The sequence below is a fragment of the Sorangium sp. So ce394 genome (assembly GCF_051474665.1).
In the GTDB taxonomy this organism is placed as follows: Bacteria; Myxococcota_A; Polyangia; order Polyangiales; family Polyangiaceae; genus Sorangium; species Sorangium cellulosum_D.
Genome location: NZ_CP150339.1, coordinates 11898625 through 11914807, shown reverse-complemented (window position 1 = coordinate 11914807; position 16183 = coordinate 11898625). Strand labels below are relative to the sequence as shown.

The 16183-nt window shown below is 72.8% G+C and carries 14 protein-coding genes; 5 read left to right on the top strand and 9 right to left on the bottom strand.

Going from position 1 to position 16183, the window contains the following annotated elements:
* Window positions 1-44 precede the first annotated feature (44 nt).
* From WMF33_RS44065 to WMF33_RS44055, 3 genes are read right to left on the bottom strand one after another with little or no spacing between them, the layout of a single operon-like run.
* Entirely contained in the window at window positions 45-1046 is a 1002-nt protein-coding gene (locus tag WMF33_RS44065; protein WP_437334187.1) for a murein hydrolase activator EnvC family protein, read from the bottom strand.
* On the bottom strand, window positions 1043-1936 hold the full coding sequence (locus WMF33_RS44060; protein WP_437334186.1) for a cell division protein FtsX: 894 nt from the start codon (window positions 1934-1936) through the stop codon (window positions 1043-1045). Before WMF33_RS44060 ends, WMF33_RS44065 begins: the two co-directional genes overlap by 4 nt.
* A gap of 46 nt (window positions 1937-1982) precedes the next feature.
* The gene (locus WMF33_RS44055) at window positions 1983-2810 is read right to left on the bottom strand and encodes a cell division ATP-binding protein FtsE (RefSeq protein WP_437334185.1); all 828 of its coding nucleotides are present in this window, start codon (window positions 2808-2810) and stop codon (window positions 1983-1985) included.
* Here WMF33_RS44055 and WMF33_RS44050 point away from each other — a divergent pair.
* The 4 genes from WMF33_RS44050 to WMF33_RS44035 all read left to right on the top strand — a co-directional run bounded on the left by WMF33_RS44050 (window position 2783) and on the right by WMF33_RS44035 (window position 8585).
* A complete protein-coding gene (locus tag WMF33_RS44050; RefSeq protein ID WP_437334184.1) occupies window positions 2783-3763 on the top strand; it encodes a methionyl-tRNA formyltransferase in 981 nt (326 codons plus the stop codon). The two genes, WMF33_RS44055 and WMF33_RS44050, sit on opposite strands and share 28 nt — an antisense overlap.
* A 218-nt stretch (window positions 3764-3981) precedes the next feature.
* A complete protein-coding gene (locus WMF33_RS44045) occupies window positions 3982-4950 on the top strand; it encodes a hypothetical protein (RefSeq protein WP_437334183.1) in 969 nt (322 codons plus the stop codon).
* A 24-nt stretch (window positions 4951-4974) separates the two neighbouring features.
* The gene (locus WMF33_RS44040) at window positions 4975-8025 is read left to right on the top strand and encodes a BamA/TamA family outer membrane protein (RefSeq protein WP_437334182.1); all 3051 of its coding nucleotides are present in this window, start codon (window positions 4975-4977) and stop codon (window positions 8023-8025) included.
* A 59-nt stretch (window positions 8026-8084) separates the two neighbouring features.
* A complete protein-coding gene (locus tag WMF33_RS44035; protein ID WP_437334181.1) occupies window positions 8085-8585 on the top strand; it encodes a hypothetical protein in 501 nt (166 codons plus the stop codon).
* Window positions 8586-8784: 199 nt separating this feature from the next.
* On the opposite strand, the gene WMF33_RS44030 is transcribed toward WMF33_RS44035, so the two are convergent.
* From WMF33_RS44030 to WMF33_RS44015, 4 genes are all read right to left on the bottom strand, one after another.
* Window positions 8785-8967: a hypothetical protein gene (locus WMF33_RS44030; protein WP_020740990.1), complete on the bottom strand. Its 183-nt coding sequence runs from the start codon at window positions 8965-8967 to the stop codon at window positions 8785-8787.
* A 342-nt stretch (window positions 8968-9309) separates the two neighbouring features.
* Window positions 9310-9615, bottom strand: coding sequence for a hypothetical protein (locus WMF33_RS44025; RefSeq protein WP_129579885.1), 306 nt, complete (start codon window positions 9613-9615; stop codon window positions 9310-9312).
* A gap of 451 nt (window positions 9616-10066) precedes the next feature.
* Window positions 10067-11347 (bottom strand): penicillin-binding transpeptidase domain-containing protein, encoded by a 1281-nt coding sequence (locus tag WMF33_RS44020; RefSeq protein WP_061624988.1) that lies wholly within the window; start codon window positions 11345-11347, stop codon window positions 10067-10069.
* A 187-nt stretch (window positions 11348-11534) separates the two neighbouring features.
* Window positions 11535-13169 carry a porin gene (locus tag WMF33_RS44015; protein ID WP_437334180.1) on the bottom strand — a complete coding sequence of 545 codons (1635 nt, stop codon included), beginning with the start codon at window positions 13167-13169 and terminating at the stop codon, window positions 11535-11537.
* A gap of 428 nt (window positions 13170-13597) precedes the next feature.
* Here WMF33_RS44015 and WMF33_RS44010 point away from each other — a divergent pair, with 428 nt between their 5' ends.
* Window positions 13598-14689, top strand: a complete 1092-nt coding sequence (locus tag WMF33_RS44010; RefSeq protein WP_437334179.1) for a PhoH family protein — start codon at window positions 13598-13600, stop codon at window positions 14687-14689.
* Window positions 14690-14738: 49 nt separating this feature from the next.
* On the opposite strand, the gene WMF33_RS44005 is transcribed toward WMF33_RS44010, so the two are convergent.
* Together WMF33_RS44005 and WMF33_RS44000 are read right to left on the bottom strand one after the other, a co-directional pair.
* Window positions 14739-15365, bottom strand: coding sequence for a hypothetical protein (locus tag WMF33_RS44005; RefSeq protein ID WP_437334178.1), 627 nt, complete (start codon window positions 15363-15365; stop codon window positions 14739-14741).
* Between the two features lie 79 nt (window positions 15366-15444).
* On the bottom strand, window positions 15445-16110 hold the full coding sequence (locus tag WMF33_RS44000; RefSeq protein ID WP_437334177.1) for a class I SAM-dependent methyltransferase: 666 nt from the start codon (window positions 16108-16110) through the stop codon (window positions 15445-15447).
* Window positions 16111-16183: the final 73 nt, after the last annotated feature.

The window sequence follows — 16183 nt, the reverse complement described above, 5'->3', positions numbered from 1 at the left end:
CGCGCGAGGCGCCCTGCGGTTTGCGTCGCTGCGGTCCTGCGTCGCTACATCCCGAACCAGGGGCCCGGGTCGATCACGTCGGCGCCGCGCCGGAGCTCGAAGTAGAGCTTCGCGCCGTCCGGCCCGCTCCCGACCGTGCCCACCCGCGCCCCGCCTGCGACCTGATCGCCGGCGCGCACGTCGGCGGCGCCGAGGTTCGCGTACACCGAGTAGTGCCGCTCGCCGTGATCGACGATCACCGTGAGCCCGTAATCCGCGTAGGTGTCGGCGAAGGCGACCCGCCCCGCGGCCACGCTGCGGACCGGCGCGCCGGAGAGCGCGGTGAGCTCGACGCCGGGCCCGCCGGCGCCGCGGCGCGACACCTTGCGCACCTCGGCGCGGCCGGCGATGGGGAAGGGGAGCCGGCCGAGGAGCGAGCGGAAGCCGGCGCGCCGATCGAGCTCGGCGGGGCCGGTGTCGGCGCCGTAGATCGCGAGGTAGTCGGGGCGCACGCTCGTCTCGAACGCGCGCGAGAACGCGGCGCGGCGCTCCTCCTCCTGGGCCAGCGCGACCCGCGCGCGGTTCATCGCCTCGCGGTGCACCTCGAGCGGCGCGCGCTCCGCGCCGAGGTGCGTGAGTCGATCCGCGAGCTCGGCGCTGCGCCGGGTCAGCTCGGCCTCGCGGGCGAGATCGCGCTCGAGCGCGAGCCGGGTGCGCTCCACGCGGGCGGCGTGGTCGACCAGCGCGTCGAACCCGCCGCCCACCGGGAGGAAGCCGGCGCGGACGTGGCGGTAGTACGCGCGGCCGCGCGCGACCATGCGGCGGCGGGTGAGCTCGAGCGCGGGGCCGATCGCGTCGAGCTCCGCGCGCAGCGCCTTCTCCTCGGCGTCGAGCTTCGCGAGCAGCCGATCGAGATCGTTCTCCGCCAGCGCGGAGCTCGGGCGCGCCGCCGGCGCCGCCAGGGAGGCCGACGACGGGGCGTCGGCCGCCGGGACCGCGGCGCCGCTGGTCGCCGCGCCGGTCAAGAGCGCCAGCGCGATCGGCGCGAGCCGGGCGCGGCGCCTCACACGGCCACCATCTTGCGCAGCGTGAGCAGCGCGGTGGCGGCGCCGAGGGCGGCGCCGAGGCCGACCATGCCGAGCGCGACCTCCCAGGGCAGGAACGACGGCGAGACGCCGAGCAGGTTGGCGAGCTCGTGATCGAAGCGGCCCCGCACCATCAGGAACAGCGCGCCGAGCATGAGGAGCGCGCCGGCCGCGCCGGCGGCGCCCTGCGTCGCGCCCTCGACGATGAACGGCCGGCGCACGAAGCCGTCGGTCGCGCCGACCAGCTTCAGCACCTCGACCTCGATCTTCCGGCGGTGCAAGAGGAGGCGCATCGTCGAGCCGATGACGCTGACGACGGCGCAGAGGACGATCGCCGCGAGGCAGGTGCTCGCGGCCACGCCGCCGCCGAGGAGCGACGAGAGCCGCTCCGTCCAGCGCTGGTAGGTCTCCACCGTGTCCACGGCCGGCAGGGCGCGCAGCTTCACGGTCATCGACGCGAGCGCCTCGTCGGAGATCTCCTCGGTGAAGCCGACCTCGAGGGACGCGGGGAACGCGCTCGGCGGCAGCGCGGCGAGGGCCTTGTCGCCGTCGTCGTGCACCACCTCGCGGCGCGCCTCGGCGCTCGTCACCAGGCGGACCTTCTTGACCCCGTCCGTGCCCTCGAGCGCGCGGGTGAGATCCGCGATCTCCGCGTCGGTCGCGCTGTCGCGCAGGTAGACCGTGGCGCGGCCCGCGCGCGACCAGCGATCGCGCACGGCCATGAGGTTCGTGACCACGAGGAGGGCCGACGCGAGGCAGACGAACGCGACCGCGAGCGAGAAGATCGACAGCGCCTGCAGGCGCCAGTCGCTCCTCCCGGCCCGCCAGGTGCGAAGCCATCTCCGCCGATCGTCACGCTCGCTCGTCTGCATCCCGTTCCCTCTTCTATCCCCGGAGCCTGAGCCGGAGCCCTCGGCGCTACGCCGCGCCGCGCACGCCGCTGTCCATCTCGTCCTCGACGGCGTCGCCGTCGCCGGCGAGCTCGCCGCCGGACCCGAGGCCGTGCGGCACGTCCGTCGCCTTGCCGTCGTCGAGCACGACCACCCGCCGCGGGCGCACGTCGAGCAGCGTCCGATCGTGCGTCGCGAACAGGACCGTCGTGCCGGTCTCGTGGATGTCCTCGAACAGCCCGAGCAGATCGATCGCGAGCTGCGGGTCGAGGTTGCCCGTCGGCTCGTCCGCCAGGATCAGCGCCGGCTCCCCGACGATCGCGCGCGCGATCGAGACGCGCTGCTGCTCGCCGCCGCTCAGCACCTGCGCCCGGTCGCCGCCGCGCCCCGACAGGCCGACGCGCTCGAGCGCCTCGCCGACCCGGGTCCGGAGCAGGCGCGACGGCAGGCCGAGGACCTCGAGCGTGATCGCCACGTTGTCGAACACCGTCCAGCTCGGGACCAGCTTGAAATCCTGGAACACGAAGCCGACGTTGCGCCGGAGCGCGGGGATCGACGCGTCGGTCAGGCGCGCGATGTCCCGGCCGAGGAACAGGATCCGGCCGTCGTCGACGCGCTCGGTGCGGTGCACGAGCCGGAGGAGCGTGCTCTTGCCCGAGCCGCTCGGGCCGGTGATGAACACGAACTCGCCCCGCTCGATCGAGAGCGACATCCCCCGGAGCACCGGCTGATCCGCGCGGTACGACTTATATACGTCCTCGAACACGAGGATCGGCCGGCGCGCGGCGGATGCGTCGTAGCGGTGGCCGGGCCGGAGCGCCGGACGAAATGAGCCTTGCGGAGGGGGCGCCGCCATCGGACCCTTCACCTATCAGCCTGCTCGGACACGGAAAACTTTTCGGCCGACGCCCGGGCGAGCGCCCCCTCCGGGTCGCCTTTTTCGGCCTCCCGCTGGCCGCGCTGCTGCTCCACGGCGACGGCCACGAGATCGCGCTCGCCGCGATCAGCCGCGCCGACGCGGTGGGGCTCCGCCGCGCCCGCCGCCTCTTCGGCGAGCGCCTCCTCCTGCGCCCCGACGTCGAGCGGCCCGAGCTCAGGTCGCGCGTCGAGGCGCTCGCGCCCGATCTCCTGGTGAGCTGGTTCTGGACCACGCGCCTGCCGATGTCGCTCGTGCGGGCGGCGCGGCTCGGCGGGATCGGCGTGCACCCCTCGCTGCTCCCGCGCCACCGCGGGCCCGATCCCACCTACTGGGCGATCGCCTCGGGCGACGCCGAGAGCGGCGTCACGGCGCACCGGATCGAGGCGGAGTACGACACCGGCGACATCCTCGACCAGGAGCGGCTCCCGATCGATCCGGCGTGGACCGCGTGGCAGCTCGCCCGCGCGCTGGACCGGCCGAGCCTGCGCGTCCTGCGACGCACGGTCGCCCGGTTCGCGCGCGGCGATGAGGTAGAGGGCGTCGCCCAGGATCCGGCGCTCGCGACGCAGGCGCCCGCGCCGGACGACGAGGCGTGCGCGATCTGCTGGTCCTGGCCGACGGAGCGCGTGCTCCGGCACATCCGCGCCCTCGCGCCGGCGCCGGGGGCGTGGACCGAGATCGAGGGCGCCTGCGTCATCGTCCTGCGGGCCGCGCCGGCGCCGACCTTCCCGGGAGCGCTCGCGCCGGGCGAGGCGGTGGCGCAGGGCGGGGTGGTCCTCGTGAGGACCGGCGACACGGCCGTCGCGCTGCTGGAGGGGGAGATCGATGGCGAGCCGGCGTCGGCGGGCGAGCTCGCGGCGCTCGTGGCGTCGGGCGCGCCGAGCGGGTGACGGCCGGCCCGGGCGCGCTCGGCTACCGGCCGCGGCGCCGGTCGCCGCGCCGGCGGGGTCGCCTGGCCGGCGCGCGGGCCATCGAAACCTGAACCTGCGCGCGCGCGACCGCGTAGGATGCGCCCTTCGGAGGATTCATGTCGGAACCCGCGCAGCTTGCGAAAAGCGCCCGCGAACTGCTCGCATCGGCGCTCAATGCGCTCCAGTCGAACGGGGGAGTGTCGCCGGACGTCGAGGCGCTCGCCGAGCCGATCGCGCAGGCGATGGGCATCATGCACCGCATCGAGCGCTCCGGGGGACAGACCCTCGACGGCAGCGAGGTCGCGCTCGGCCACGTGCGCGACGTCCTGAACCGCCTGCAGAGGATCACGGTGGCCGATCCCGTGATCGACGTCTTGATGGAGCACGTCGCGTCCTCGCTGAGCAAGGTGCACGCGCTGAGCAGGGCGCAGGCCGCCGCAGGCGCGCCGCCGCCGGCGCCCGCAGCGGCGGCCGCGCCGCCGCCGGTCGCGGTGGCGCCTGCGCCCGTCGCGGCGGCGCCTGCGCCCGTCGCAGTTGCGCCTGCGCCCGTCGCGGCGGCGCCTGCGCCCGTCGCAGTTGCGCCTGCACCGGTCCCGGTCCCGGTAGCCGCGCCCGCACCCGTCGCGGCGGCCCGTGCGCCCGCCCCGGTCGCTGCGCCGCCGCCGGTCGCGGTGGCCGCCCCTGCGCACCTCCAGCAGACGCTGCCCTCGCCGCAGCCGCCGCGGCATGCGCCGGCCCCGCCCGCGTACCCCGCCGCGCCTCACCCGGCTGCGGACGCGCGCCGAGCGCCGCCGCCCCAGGCCGCGCCGCCGCCGGTCGACAACCGCGCGCCAGCCGCCGTCGTCGACGTCGAGCTAGGCGCTCTCACCCCGTCGAACTTTTACAAGGGGCTCGCTGGCAACGACGTGATCGAGCACGGGGGCATCTTCGTCGCGACCTACAAGATCCCGCCGATCGGCTCCGTCGTGACCTTGCGTGTCCGCCTGCCGGGCGACTACGAATTCACCGCGCTGGCGGCGGTCCGGTGGACGCGCGAGGCCGGCGGCTCGAAGGACTCGGCCGAGCCGGGCTTCGGCGCCCGGATCACGCAGATCTCGGCGGAGGGCCGCCAGCTCGTTTCCCGGTTCACGCGCAACAGGGAGCCGCTCTTCTACGACGACCTCTGACGCCGCCACGCCGCCTCGATCCTGGTGAACCGTTTCTTCTCGCGCTTCGGCTCGCGGGCGAGCCGGCCGCTCCGCCGCGCAGCCTCCGTCCTCTCCGCCGTTGCCCTCGCGGCGCTGCTGCTCCTCGCGCCGCGGCCCGCCCGGGCGACCGGCGATCCCGATCTCGCGTTCTGGACCTACGAGACCGACCACTTCCGGGTGCACCACCCGCAGGGCCTCGAGCCCGTCGCTGCGCGCATCGCCGTGCTCGCCGAGACGATCTACGGGCGCGTCGAGGGCGCGCTCGGCTACGCCCCGCGGGACCGCACCGAGATCGTGATCACCGACGACTCGGAGATCGCGAACGGCTCGGCCGGCACGCTCCCGTACAACGCGATCCACCTCCTCGCGTCGGGGCCCGAGGACATGTCGACGCTGGGCGACTACGACGACTGGTACCTCGACCTGCTCACGCACGAGTTCACGCACATCGCGCACATCGACAACACGTCGGGCATCCCCGCGATCCTGAACGCGATCGTTGGCAAGTCGTTCTCGCCGAACCAGGTGCAGCCGCGGTGGATCATCGAGGGGCTCGCCGTCGTGAGCGAGAGCAACCACACGAGCGGCGGCCGGATGCGCTCGACCATGTTCGACATGTACCTGCGCGCCGACGTGCTCGAGGACAACATCGCGGGGCTCGATCAGATCTCGAGCTCCCCGTTCCGCTGGCCGCAGGGCACCCTCTGGTACCTCTACGGCTCGAGGTTCCTGGGATGGATCCTCGACGTCTACGGGCCGAACACGATGCGCGCCGTCTCCGCCGACTACGGCGCGTCGCTCGTCCCGTGGGGGATCAACCGCGCCATCCGCCGCGCCACCGGCAAGACCTACGTCGAGCTGTACGAGGGCTGGAAGGACCACCTCCGCCGGCTCTACCGGGAGCAGATGGCGGCCGTCGAGGCGCGCGGCCTCCGCGAAGGCGCGCGGCTCACGCACCACGGCCGCACCGTCCATTACCCGCGGTTCGTTCCGCCCGTCGCGCGTCGGACGTCCGCGGACGAGATCGTCTACTTCCGCGACGACGGCCGCGAGCGCCCCGGCATCTACCGCCTCTCGCTCGCCGCGCCCGCGCCCGGGACCGAGCGCAAGGAAACGCTTGTCGCGCGCACCAACACGGCCTCGCGACCGGCGTTCACGCCGGCCGGCGACATGATCTTCGCGGCGCTCATGCCGTGGCGCAATCAGTACTACCGGGACGACCTGGTCTTCCTCCCGCGCGGTGAGGAGGCGCCCGACGGCGACGAGCCCTCGCGCCGCCGGCTGACGCGAGGCCTCCGGTCCTCGGCCCCGGACGTGAGCCCGACCGGCGATCTCGTCGCCTTCTCGCTCAACAGCAAGGGCACCCGCTACCTCGAGATCGCGCGGCTCTCGCGGGACGGCGCCCTCTCGGAGCGGCGCGATCTCGTGCCGAGCGCCCGCTTCGAGCAGGCCTACTCCCCCTCGTTCTCTCCCGACGGCAAGCGCCTCGCCTACAGCGCATGGACCGCCGGCGGCTACCGCGACATCCGCGTGGTCGACGTCGCCACCGGCAGCTTCCGTGAGGTGACGCGCGATCGCGCGACCGACATGAGCCCGGTCTGGTCGCCCGACGGCGAGACGCTCTATTTCACCTCGGACCGCACCGGCATCCACAACGTCTACGCGTACGCGCTCTCGACCGGCGCGCTGCGGCAGGTCACCAACGTGAGACTCGGGGCCTTCCATCCGGCGATCAGCCCCGACGGCAAGACGCTTGTCTATGTCGGATATACGTCCCGCGGCCACGACCTCTTCGTCATGCGGCTCGATCCGGCGCGCTTCCTCCCGGCGCCGCCGCCCCCGACCGACCGCCCCGATCCGCCGACCGCGCCCGCGGCGGTGCGGCTCGAGCGCTCCCCGTACAACCCGCTTCCGACGCTCGCGCCGCGCGCGATCACGCTCGACTACGCGCCCGGGAGCTACGGGTCGAACGCGCTGACGGTGAGCGTGACCGGCTCGGACATCGTCGGTCGTCACTCGGTCTTCGGCGAGCTCACCGTGCAGCCGGACGCGCCCGCCCCGACCGTCCTCGTCGGGTACACCTACGGGCGGCTGCCCATCGACCTCGGCGTCCGCGCGTACTACGCCATGACGCCGCGCAGCGGCTACCGCATCAGCGGCCGCAACGTCACCTACGACGAGCGATCGATCGGCGTCGTCTCGGGCGTCAGCTACCCGATCCGCGGCGAGTTCTCGCGGCAGAGCCTGGCCGCGTCGTTCAGCAGCGTCGCCTTCAAGGGGCAGCTCCCCGTCGGCAGCGAGCTCGACCCGTACGCGCCGCGGACCATCCTCCCGCCGCAGGGCACGCTGAACCTCGCGCACCTCGGCTATGGGTTCTCGAACGCCGAGGGCTCGATCGAGGCGTCCGGCGCGCCGCGCGGGATCTCGCTCAACGCGGGCCTCGATTACGCCGGCCCGGAGACGGGCAGCAGCTATACGACCTACGCGTTCTCGACCTCGCTCAGCGCCTACGTCGCGATGCCCTGGCCTGGCGACCACACCCTCGCCTTCCGCGTCGCCGGGGCGGTCTCCGGCGGCAACTTCCCTCGGGGCGCCGCCTACGCCGTCGGCGGGTACGATCTCGAGAACCTCACGCTCGTCGACACCCTGCTCACCGGCGTCACGAATAGCTCGTTCACGCTCCGCGGCTACGCGCCGGGCGTGATGGCCGGCCGCTCGTATTTCTCGCAGACGTTCGAGTACCGCGTGCCCGTCCTGGAGCCCGATCGCGGCCTCTCGACGCTGCCGCTCTACCTGCGCCGCATCGACGCGAGCCTCTTCCTCGACCACGGCGGCGCATTCAACCGCTTCGAGATGGACGACCTCGCGCTCTTCACGCAGGGGAGCCTGCTCTACTCGCCCCAGCTGCACACCTCGATCGGCGGCGAGGTGTGGCTGAGCCTGACGCTCGGGTACGTCCTCTCTTCGCAGCTGCGCTTCGGGTACGCGCTCGGCCTGAGCCCGCTCGCGATCCCGGGCGGCCAGTTTTACTTCGTCGCGACGAACTCGTTCTGAGCGCCCCGCGCCGCCGGAAACTTTGCCCGCGCCGGCCCCTTCGCCCACGGTGGTCGGCCATGCGCGCCCTCCTCGCCCTGAGCCTCGCCCTCGCCGGCTGCGGCATCGCCCCGAGCAACTCCCAGCGCCTCACCGAAGCGGCGCTCGAGATGAACACGGCGGCCCGGTTCGGCCGCATGGATGTCGCGCTCGAGCGCGTCGGCTCGAGGGCGCGGGAGGACTTCATGCGCCGCCACGCCGATTGGGGCGCCCGCCTCCGCGTCGTCGACGTGGAGTTCGGCGGCTTCGAGATGACCCAGCGCGACGAGGCCGAGGTCTACCTCGACGTCCTCTGGCTGCGGCACGACGAGGCCACGGTCCGCACCACCCGGATCGCGCAGCGCTGGCGCGACGAGCGAGGCCACTGGGAGCTGGTCGGCGAGGAGCGAAGAGACGGCGACACTGGGCTGCTCGGCGAGCCGCCGCCCAAGGAGAAGCCGGCCGGCGAGGCGGCGAGCGCGATCGACCCGGGCCGGGGACCCGGCCTGAGCCTTCACACGCGCGTCATTCGCGACGAGTGAACGGCGCCGCTGATCCGGGCGGCACGAGGCTACGCGGCGGACCACGCGCCGGGGCCCTCACGGCGCCGGCGCGCGCGATCGTGGCGATCGCCGGGATCGCGCCGGGGCCTCACGGCGCCGGCGGGCGCGACCTCGAGGAATGTCGGGACGGTTCTGCGGGATGGATCCAGCGCGTGGCCGGCGGACCGGCCGCGCACCGTCAGGAAGCCGGGGCAGGAGTCGCGGGAGCGGCGGCGCTCTTGGGGGCGCGGGGCTTCTTCGCCTTGCCGGCGACCTCCGTCGTGGCCCGCGACAGCTTGCTGCGCTTGGCGCGCTCCTTCTTGGCAGCCTGCGCCTTGCGGCGCCTCATCTTCATCGACTGGCGACGATCGCGCTTGCCCATGCTTCAATCTCCTCACGGTCGGGGGCACGGGCGCGGCATCGTGACGACAGCTCGCCAGGCGAGCCCCATCCTGCACCGGTGGATGGCCTACCGCGGGGCCCCTCAAAGGGAGCGGGACTCTGCCCAAGAGCGCATGGAAGCGCAAGGGGCAATGCGCTCCGAAACGCAGTTCTCGCGCTAGACGCGCGTGCAGTACGACGCCCGGCCAGGCCGATCGCTCGCGGGCCTCCGCCTGCGGGATCTGCGCGATTAGTCGGGGAGTTGCGCGCTGTTACGCTGGCACGTCAGCACGTCGGCAGGTCGCGCGCGGGATTCGCGCTGCCCGGGCGCACCCGGCAGCGCTCAGCCGCCGACCGCGCCGTCCAGCGCCACCTCGCGGCCGCGGACCTCGAGGCGGTACCGGGAGTTCACGGTCTCTATGTAGAAGACCTCGCGCCCGGCGAGGCGCAACACGCGCTTGACTGGCGTCGTCACATATTCATGCATTCCGTCGGAGAACTCGATGACGATGACCGAGCCTTTCCGTGGTGCACGGACGAGCCGGCCAACGACTGCGCGCGATCCCCGGCCGAGCTTGCGGAGCACAACCTGCACAACAGAGATGCTAGCACGCAGATCTCGGCCGAGCACAAGCTGCACAAGCAGCACCTCTCGCAACTAGGTCCCACCCTGGACCAGGGTGTCCGGCTGCATCGGAGCGGCCCGGACCTTCGCGCCGCGGACGGCGAGCAGGTGGTCGCGGAGCCGGCCCCGGGCGGAAAAGTTCTATAAATGGATCGCTGCCGCGGGCGTACAATGGTCCTGCAAACCCGGCAGCCATCGAGCGGGCACATCGCTCGCGTGGGCCATCATCGCCGGATTGTTGGATCGCGGCCAGGGCGGAATCCTGCCGAGTGCACTCGGCGATGCGACGGGTCACGCAGCCCGACGCGTGGTCTACCTGACGCCCGGCTCGGGGGCGGGCGGCGCTGCCGGCCGAGTCGGCTCGGTCCGGAGCTTCGCCGTGCTCGTACGCTGCTGCGCCGCGCCGCGCGACGCCGCGCGGCGCGACGGACCCGGGCCTTTCGCGCCGCGGCTCGGCGGCCGGCCCGGGCGTGCGTCATCGCCGGGCGGTCGATCCGGTCCGGTTGTTCGGGTCGGTCACGCCGGGCGCGCCCTTGTCCGCGAAGTAGGTGCGGAGCATGTCGCACGCGACGTTGGTCGCTTTCACGCGCCATTTCGCGCCGTTGGCGACCATCACCGAGATCGCGACCTCCGGCTTGCGGCTCGGGGCGAAGCCGACGAACCAGGTGTAGAAGGGCCCCTCGGGCGTCGGCTTCGTGAGCGTCCCCGTCTTGCCGGCGACGCGGATATCCGGGAGGTAGGCGCGGCCGTTGCGGTCGTGGAACGAGCGATAGCTCGTCCCGTTATCCACCGTCGCCTCCATCATCGTGGTCACCGCGCTCGCCGTGGTCTCGTCCATCACGCGCTTGAGCACCTGCCGCTCGCTCACGCCCTGGTAGATCTCGCCGATCTCGTCCTTGACGCTCGACACGACGTGGAGCCGGATCATCTCGCCGCCGTTGGCGAGGGTGGTCGCCAGGTTCGCCCCCTGGAACGGCGACAGCGTCGTGTTCCAGAAGCCCGCCGCGGTGCGCGCGAAGCCGAGCTCGTCTTCCGGCAGCGCGATCGTGCTCGTCGCGACGTTGACGTCGAACGGCGTGTCCTGTCCCCAGCCGAGCTTCGCGGCCACGGCGCCGAGCTTCTCGTGATCGAGGTTCTTGGCGGCGAGCCGCGCGAACACCGTGTTGATGCTGCGGCCCATCGCCTGCGTGAGCGTCGCGCAGTACTTGTCGCGCCGCTTGTTGTCGATCATGTCGGCCGGCCGGATCGAGTGCTCGCCGCCCGAGTAACACTGCTTCGTGTTCGGGCTCAGGCCGGCCTCGACGAGGGCGGTGCCCGTCACGACCTTGAAGACGCTCGCCGACGGCGCGGTGGCCTCCGCGGCGACGTCGTGCAGCGCGCCTTCGTGCACGTAGCTCGCCCAGACGAGCACCTTCCCGGTGCGGATATCGGTCATCACGACCGCGCCCTCCGGGACCTGGCCGGCCCGCAGGAAGCCGATCGCCGCGCGCTGGTACATCGGGTCGATGGTCAGCTCCGCGACGCGGCTGCCGTGCGCCGGCGCCGTCGGCGGGCTCCTCCGGTCGTCGATGCGCGTGAGGTCGAGGTCCGTGAGCGGCGGCGGCGTCACGGTCCGCGTGATCTTCGGCCCGCCGGCGGTCGTCTTCTTGGCGAGCAGCCCTCCGAGCTGGACGTCGTGCTCGCGCAGCATGGGGAGGGTCACCGCCACGAGCCCCACGGCTGCACCGACGGCGATCCACTGACGCATCTCGCGCATGGCCCGACGGGTACCCCGCCGGGGTGTCCTGGGCCAAAATTGAGGCGCGCCATTTGGCCGGCCTGCGCGGGCCGCACCGCGGCGCGCCGCGCAGGGAGGCCTGCCGGCGCGCTTCGTTGGAGGGCAAACGAACGATCGCGGAGCGCGGCCGGCGCGCCGGCCGCGGCGGGGGAGGCGCGACGCGCGCCTAGAAGGACAGGCCGAGCCGGGCGCTGAGCTCGTGCAGCGCGTGCGCGTCCGGATCGGGCTCGGTCAGGGTGTTGCCCGGCACCCGGAGGAGGTTGTCGCTCGAGCCGCTGCCCGGCGTCAGGTAGGCGCTGTAATTCACGCCGAGCCGCACGTTCTTCGTATGCCAGTAGTTCGCGGCGAGGCCGATCTGCAGGACGTTGAGGTCGGTGCCCGGCCCGTTCTCGGCGCCCGGCGTCCGCTCGTCGTACGCGCCCTCGCGGGACGCGCCGTCGTACGTCGCGTTGATCCCGGCGAGGAGCGCGGCGACCTCGAGGCCCGACTTCGGCTTCTCGAGCTCCTTCGAGAGGTCGATCTTGGTGGGGCGCGGGGTGAACCCCGGATCGCCGCTGACGAAGGTGTCGCCCACCGGCCACGCCGAGAGCTGCACGTACCACCCGAGCCCCCTCACCTGCCCGAGCCGCTCGGTGTTCGTGAGCTGATAGCCCTCCACGGCCTCGCGCGTGTTGTTCGCGACGTAGTAGGCCTCGGCCCGGAGCTCGACCATCTCGATCGGCAGCCGGAGCTCGCCGCCGATCGCGTTCTGCGCGCCCGACGGGATGACGTGGATCGGGCGCCTCAGCGAGTCCGTGTAGCCGGCGCCCCAGAGCGCGTAGCCCTGCCCCGTCCTGATGGGCGAGTAGTCGTAGCCCACGAACTCCTGGTCTCGCTCGCCGTGGCGCGCGCTGATGCCGATCTGCGCCTTCGCGAGCAACGCCTTCTTGTCGCCGCCGAACGGGCGCGCGAAGACGCGGGCGACGAAATCGGGCGGGGCGTCGACGCCGGGCCGGTTCTGCCCGTCGCCGCTGAGCACGCTGACGCCGTAGACGAGCCTCCTGTCGGCGACGTCGCCCCAGATGGTCAGGCCGATGTCCTTGCCCTCGGGGTAGGTGAAGCTCCGGGTCGCGATGTTGCGCTCGAGGAACGTCGAGGTGTTGTCGCTCGTCTGGTTATCCATCGAGAAGAACGTCGAGTACTGCCCGAACATGAAGTTCAGCGCGGGCATGACCGAGTAGTTGATCCAGACGTCGGCGAGCACCGCGTTCGAGGTCGTGCTCTCGACGGGGGCGAAGCGCGCGGTCTCGGCGGTCGGCGTCTGGCCGGGAGCCGCGGCGGCGTTCTCGGTCCTGCCGTTCATGTTCGCGAGCCCTTGGCCGCCGAAGTCGACGTCGACGTCAAAGGACCACTTCTTCAGGAACTCGCCGGCCAGCTCCAGCCGCGCGCGGCGGACGAAGAAGCGCGGCTTGAGCGCGCCCCCGCCGCTCGTCGCGTTCACGTCCGACACGCCGCCGCCGAAGGTGCTGTAGAAGTCGAGGTTCATCCTCCCCTTCGGGTACAGCCGGAAGGTGTCGCTGGCGTCCCGCAAGAAGAAGCCGCCGTGCCAGCCGGCGAGCGGCTGCTGCTCCTTCACGACCGCGGCCTCGGCGGTCGGCGCGAACACCTCCGGCGGCGGCGGCGGCGGTGCGGCGGTCGCCGGCGCGCCAGGAGGAGGCGGCGGCGGAAGCTGCTCTGCCGGCGGCGGCACCGGCACCGGCGGCGGCGCCGGCGCCGCGACGGCAGGCGGCGGTGCCGGTGCTGCCGCACCTGCAGGCGGCACCGCGCCGGCGGGGGGCACCGCACCGGCGGGCGGCACCGCACCGGCAGGCGGCACCGCACCGGCAGGCGGCACCGCACCGGCAGGCGGCGCGGGTGCTGCGGCCGGAGGTGGCGCCGGCGCCGGTTGCGCCGGGCCCTGGGGCCCAGGCTGTGCTAGCGCCGAAAGGCCCGACAGCGTAACAGTCATGCCCAGTAGCGCCGATGTAGCTAACCTCATGCAGTTCTCCCTGTGTGCGGCTCGCCCGCGTGCCCGAAGCTCCACGCATTTCACTGCCGAATTATGACCAGGACGTTACGCTTCTGTGTAGGGCACGGGACGAGCGGGCAGGACAGTCGCGTGACAGGTGGGGGCAGTCAAGAGTCCGTTCAAGGGAGGACGGCGCGTGCCGGCGGCGGAGCGCCGGAGCAAAGGCGGGGAAGGATCACTCGATGACGACCAGCGTGCGGATCACGGCGGATGTCGAGGTGCTCGACAACAGCACCTTGGTGGCCCTCGCCGGGCCAGGGAACGAGAATCTCAAGCTCATCGCGCGCACTCTCGGCATCGAGTCGGGCGTCCGAGGCAACACGATCCGGCTCGCCGGGGACGCCGACAAGGTCGCGCTCGCCGAGCGGTGCCTGGCGGAGGCCGCGCAGATGTTGAGGAGCGGCGTGGCGCTCGACCCGCAGGACTACGTCCGCGGGGTCCAGGCGCTCCGGGACGACCCTGGGATGACCCTGCGCGAGCTGTTCGAGGACGTCGTGCTCATCTCGGCGCGCCGCCGGCCGATCTCGGCGAAGGGGCTGGCGCAGAAGCGCTATATCCAGGCGATCCGATCGCACGACATGACGTTCGGCATCGGGCCGGCGGGGACGGGCAAGACGTACCTCGCGATGGCCATGGCGGTCCACGCGCTGCTCGAGCGCCGCGTGAAGCGGATCATCCTGACCCGGCCGGCGGTCGAGGCGGGGGAGCGGCTCGGCTTCCTGCCCGGCGATCTCGCCGAGAAGGTGAATCCCTACCTGCGCCCGCTCTACGACGCGCTCCACGACATGATGGACGCGGACAAGGCGCAAGGCCTCGTGACGCGCGGCCAGATCGAGGTCGCCCCGCTGGCCTTCATGCGCGGCCGCACGCTCAACGATTGCTTCGTCATCCTCGACGAGGCGCAGAACGCGACGAGCGATCAGATGCGCATGTTCCTCACGCGCCTCGGCTACGCCTCTCGCGCCGTGGTGACGGGCGACGTCACGCAGGTCGATCTCCCGCACGGCGCGCGCAGCGGCCTCGCCGAGGCGCGCGAGCTGCTCGCGGGGATCGAGGGGATCGCGATCTGCTCGTTCACCGAGGTCGACGTCGTGCGCCACCCGCTCGTGCAGCGGATCATCGTCGCGTACGAGCAGCGGGACGCCGAGGTCGCCCGCCAGCGCGAGGAGCGGCGGGGCGAGGCGGGTCGCGGCGGCGGCCGCGGCGGCGAGGCCGGCGCTGCGCCGCCGGGCCGAGCGGCGGGCGAGCCGGGCGGCGCCGGCGCGGCGAGCTGACGCGCGACGCTGCTGGACGAGACGTCGCCGTCTCGTCCAGCGGCGCCGATCATTTCTTCTTCAGCTCCACGGGCGACTCGCGCACGAGCATGGCGTCGGGTCCGGTCACCCGGATCCTGCCCGCGATGACGTTCTCCTTCAGCTCGCCGACGAGGATGCCGGTCATCGCGGTCGGCGCGCGCGGATCTTCGGGGAAGACCGAGGCGCGCACCATGCCGTCCTCGACCTTTCCGACGAGGGTCGCGTCGCCGAGCGCGCCTTTCGCCGTGCCCTTCAGCTCACCGCTCGGATCGATGGTCAGCGTCACCGTTCCTGGGCCGGTGGCCTGCTTGCCGTCGTCCTTCTGGCGCACGGCGTCCTTCACCTTGGGGGGCAGCACGACGCTGCCTTTCTTGGCGTCGTAGCGCCCTTCCCACGTCCCCTGCCACGCGGGCGCGCCCGTGGGAGCGCCCACCTCTCCCGGCGGGCCTGCGTCCGGCAGCTCGGCGGCTGCCGAGCTGGCCGCGGGCGGCGCGCTCGCCGCGGTCGACGGGGGCGGCGAGGGCGCGGGCCGCTCCGGTTCGCCGGGGCGCGGCGGGCTCTCCTCGCAGGCGGCGAGGAGAGCGATGGCGAGGGACAGGAGGAGCGCGGGGGCACCGCCGCGCGCCCGGCGGGCTCGTGTTCCGGTTGCGTTCACGCGGACGCTTTTATTACGTGCGGGGCTGGTCGTCGCGTCGATTTGATGGGCCGGCGTCGCGAGGCGCGGCGCCTCCGGATCAGGAGGCCCTGCGGAACGCCACGGTCCAGTGCCGGTCGCTCGTCACCTGCGCGCATTCGGGGGGGATCCCGAGCGAGCGCAGGATTTCCCGCACCTCCGCGAGCGCGAGCGCGGCGCGCAGCGACGCATCGAAGAGGGCTCGCTGGTACGGCGTATCGTTCGCTGCAACCGCGGCGACGAGGGCCGCCACCGACGCCTCGTCCTCCGGACGGAGCAGATCTCGGATGAACAGGAGCCCGCCGGGCCGGAGGACGCGAAACATCTCACGCATGACCTGCATCGGCTCCGGGATGTGGTGGACGATGCTGTTCGAGAGGACCGCTGAGAACGTCTCGTCCGGTTCGGGCAGCGCCTTGGCGTCCGCGAGGGCGAGCGCGATCGCGCCGGTGAGCCCCGCCTGCTCGACGCGGCGGCGCCCGAGGTCGAGCATCGACGCGGAGAGATCGATCGCCTTGATGCGCGCCGTCGGTACGCGCCGGCAAAGCTCGATGGGCAACAGGCACGTCCCCGTGCCGACGTCGAGGGCGTATGCGAGATCTGGATCGTGGCAGAGGAGCGCGTCGCAGAACGCCGTGTTCACGGCGGCGTGATCCATGCTGTCGTAGGCCCGCGCGTCCTCGTCGGTATCCATGACCTCGGGCTCGAGCACGCGGGCCAGCGACATGCGCGCATCGTTCTCCCCGACGGACGCGCATGTCAACGGATTGTGGGCGGCTGGTCAATCCCGACCGACCACC

Coding starts and splice junctions, on each gene's coding strand:
- WMF33_RS44060 (WP_437334186.1), bottom strand. CDS start 1,936: ATGCAGACGAGCGAGCGTGACGATCGGCGGAGATGGCTTCGCACCTGG.
- WMF33_RS44050 (WP_437334184.1), top strand. CDS start 2,783: ATGAGCCTTGCGGAGGGGGCGCCGCCATCGGACCCTTCACCTATCAGC.
- WMF33_RS44055 (WP_437334185.1), bottom strand. CDS start 2,810: ATGGCGGCGCCCCCTCCGCAAGGCTCATTTCGTCCGGCGCTCCGGCCC.
- WMF33_RS44035 (WP_437334181.1), top strand. CDS start 8,085: ATGCGCGCCCTCCTCGCCCTGAGCCTCGCCCTCGCCGGCTGCGGCATC.
- WMF33_RS44030 (WP_020740990.1), bottom strand. CDS start 8,967: ATGGGCAAGCGCGATCGTCGCCAGTCGATGAAGATGAGGCGCCGCAAG.
- WMF33_RS44020 (WP_061624988.1), bottom strand. CDS start 11,347: ATGCGCGAGATGCGTCAGTGGATCGCCGTCGGTGCAGCCGTGGGGCTC.
- WMF33_RS44010 (WP_437334179.1), top strand. CDS start 13,598: ATGACGACCAGCGTGCGGATCACGGCGGATGTCGAGGTGCTCGACAAC.
- WMF33_RS44000 (WP_437334177.1), bottom strand. CDS start 16,110: ATGTCGCTGGCCCGCGTGCTCGAGCCCGAGGTCATGGATACCGACGAG.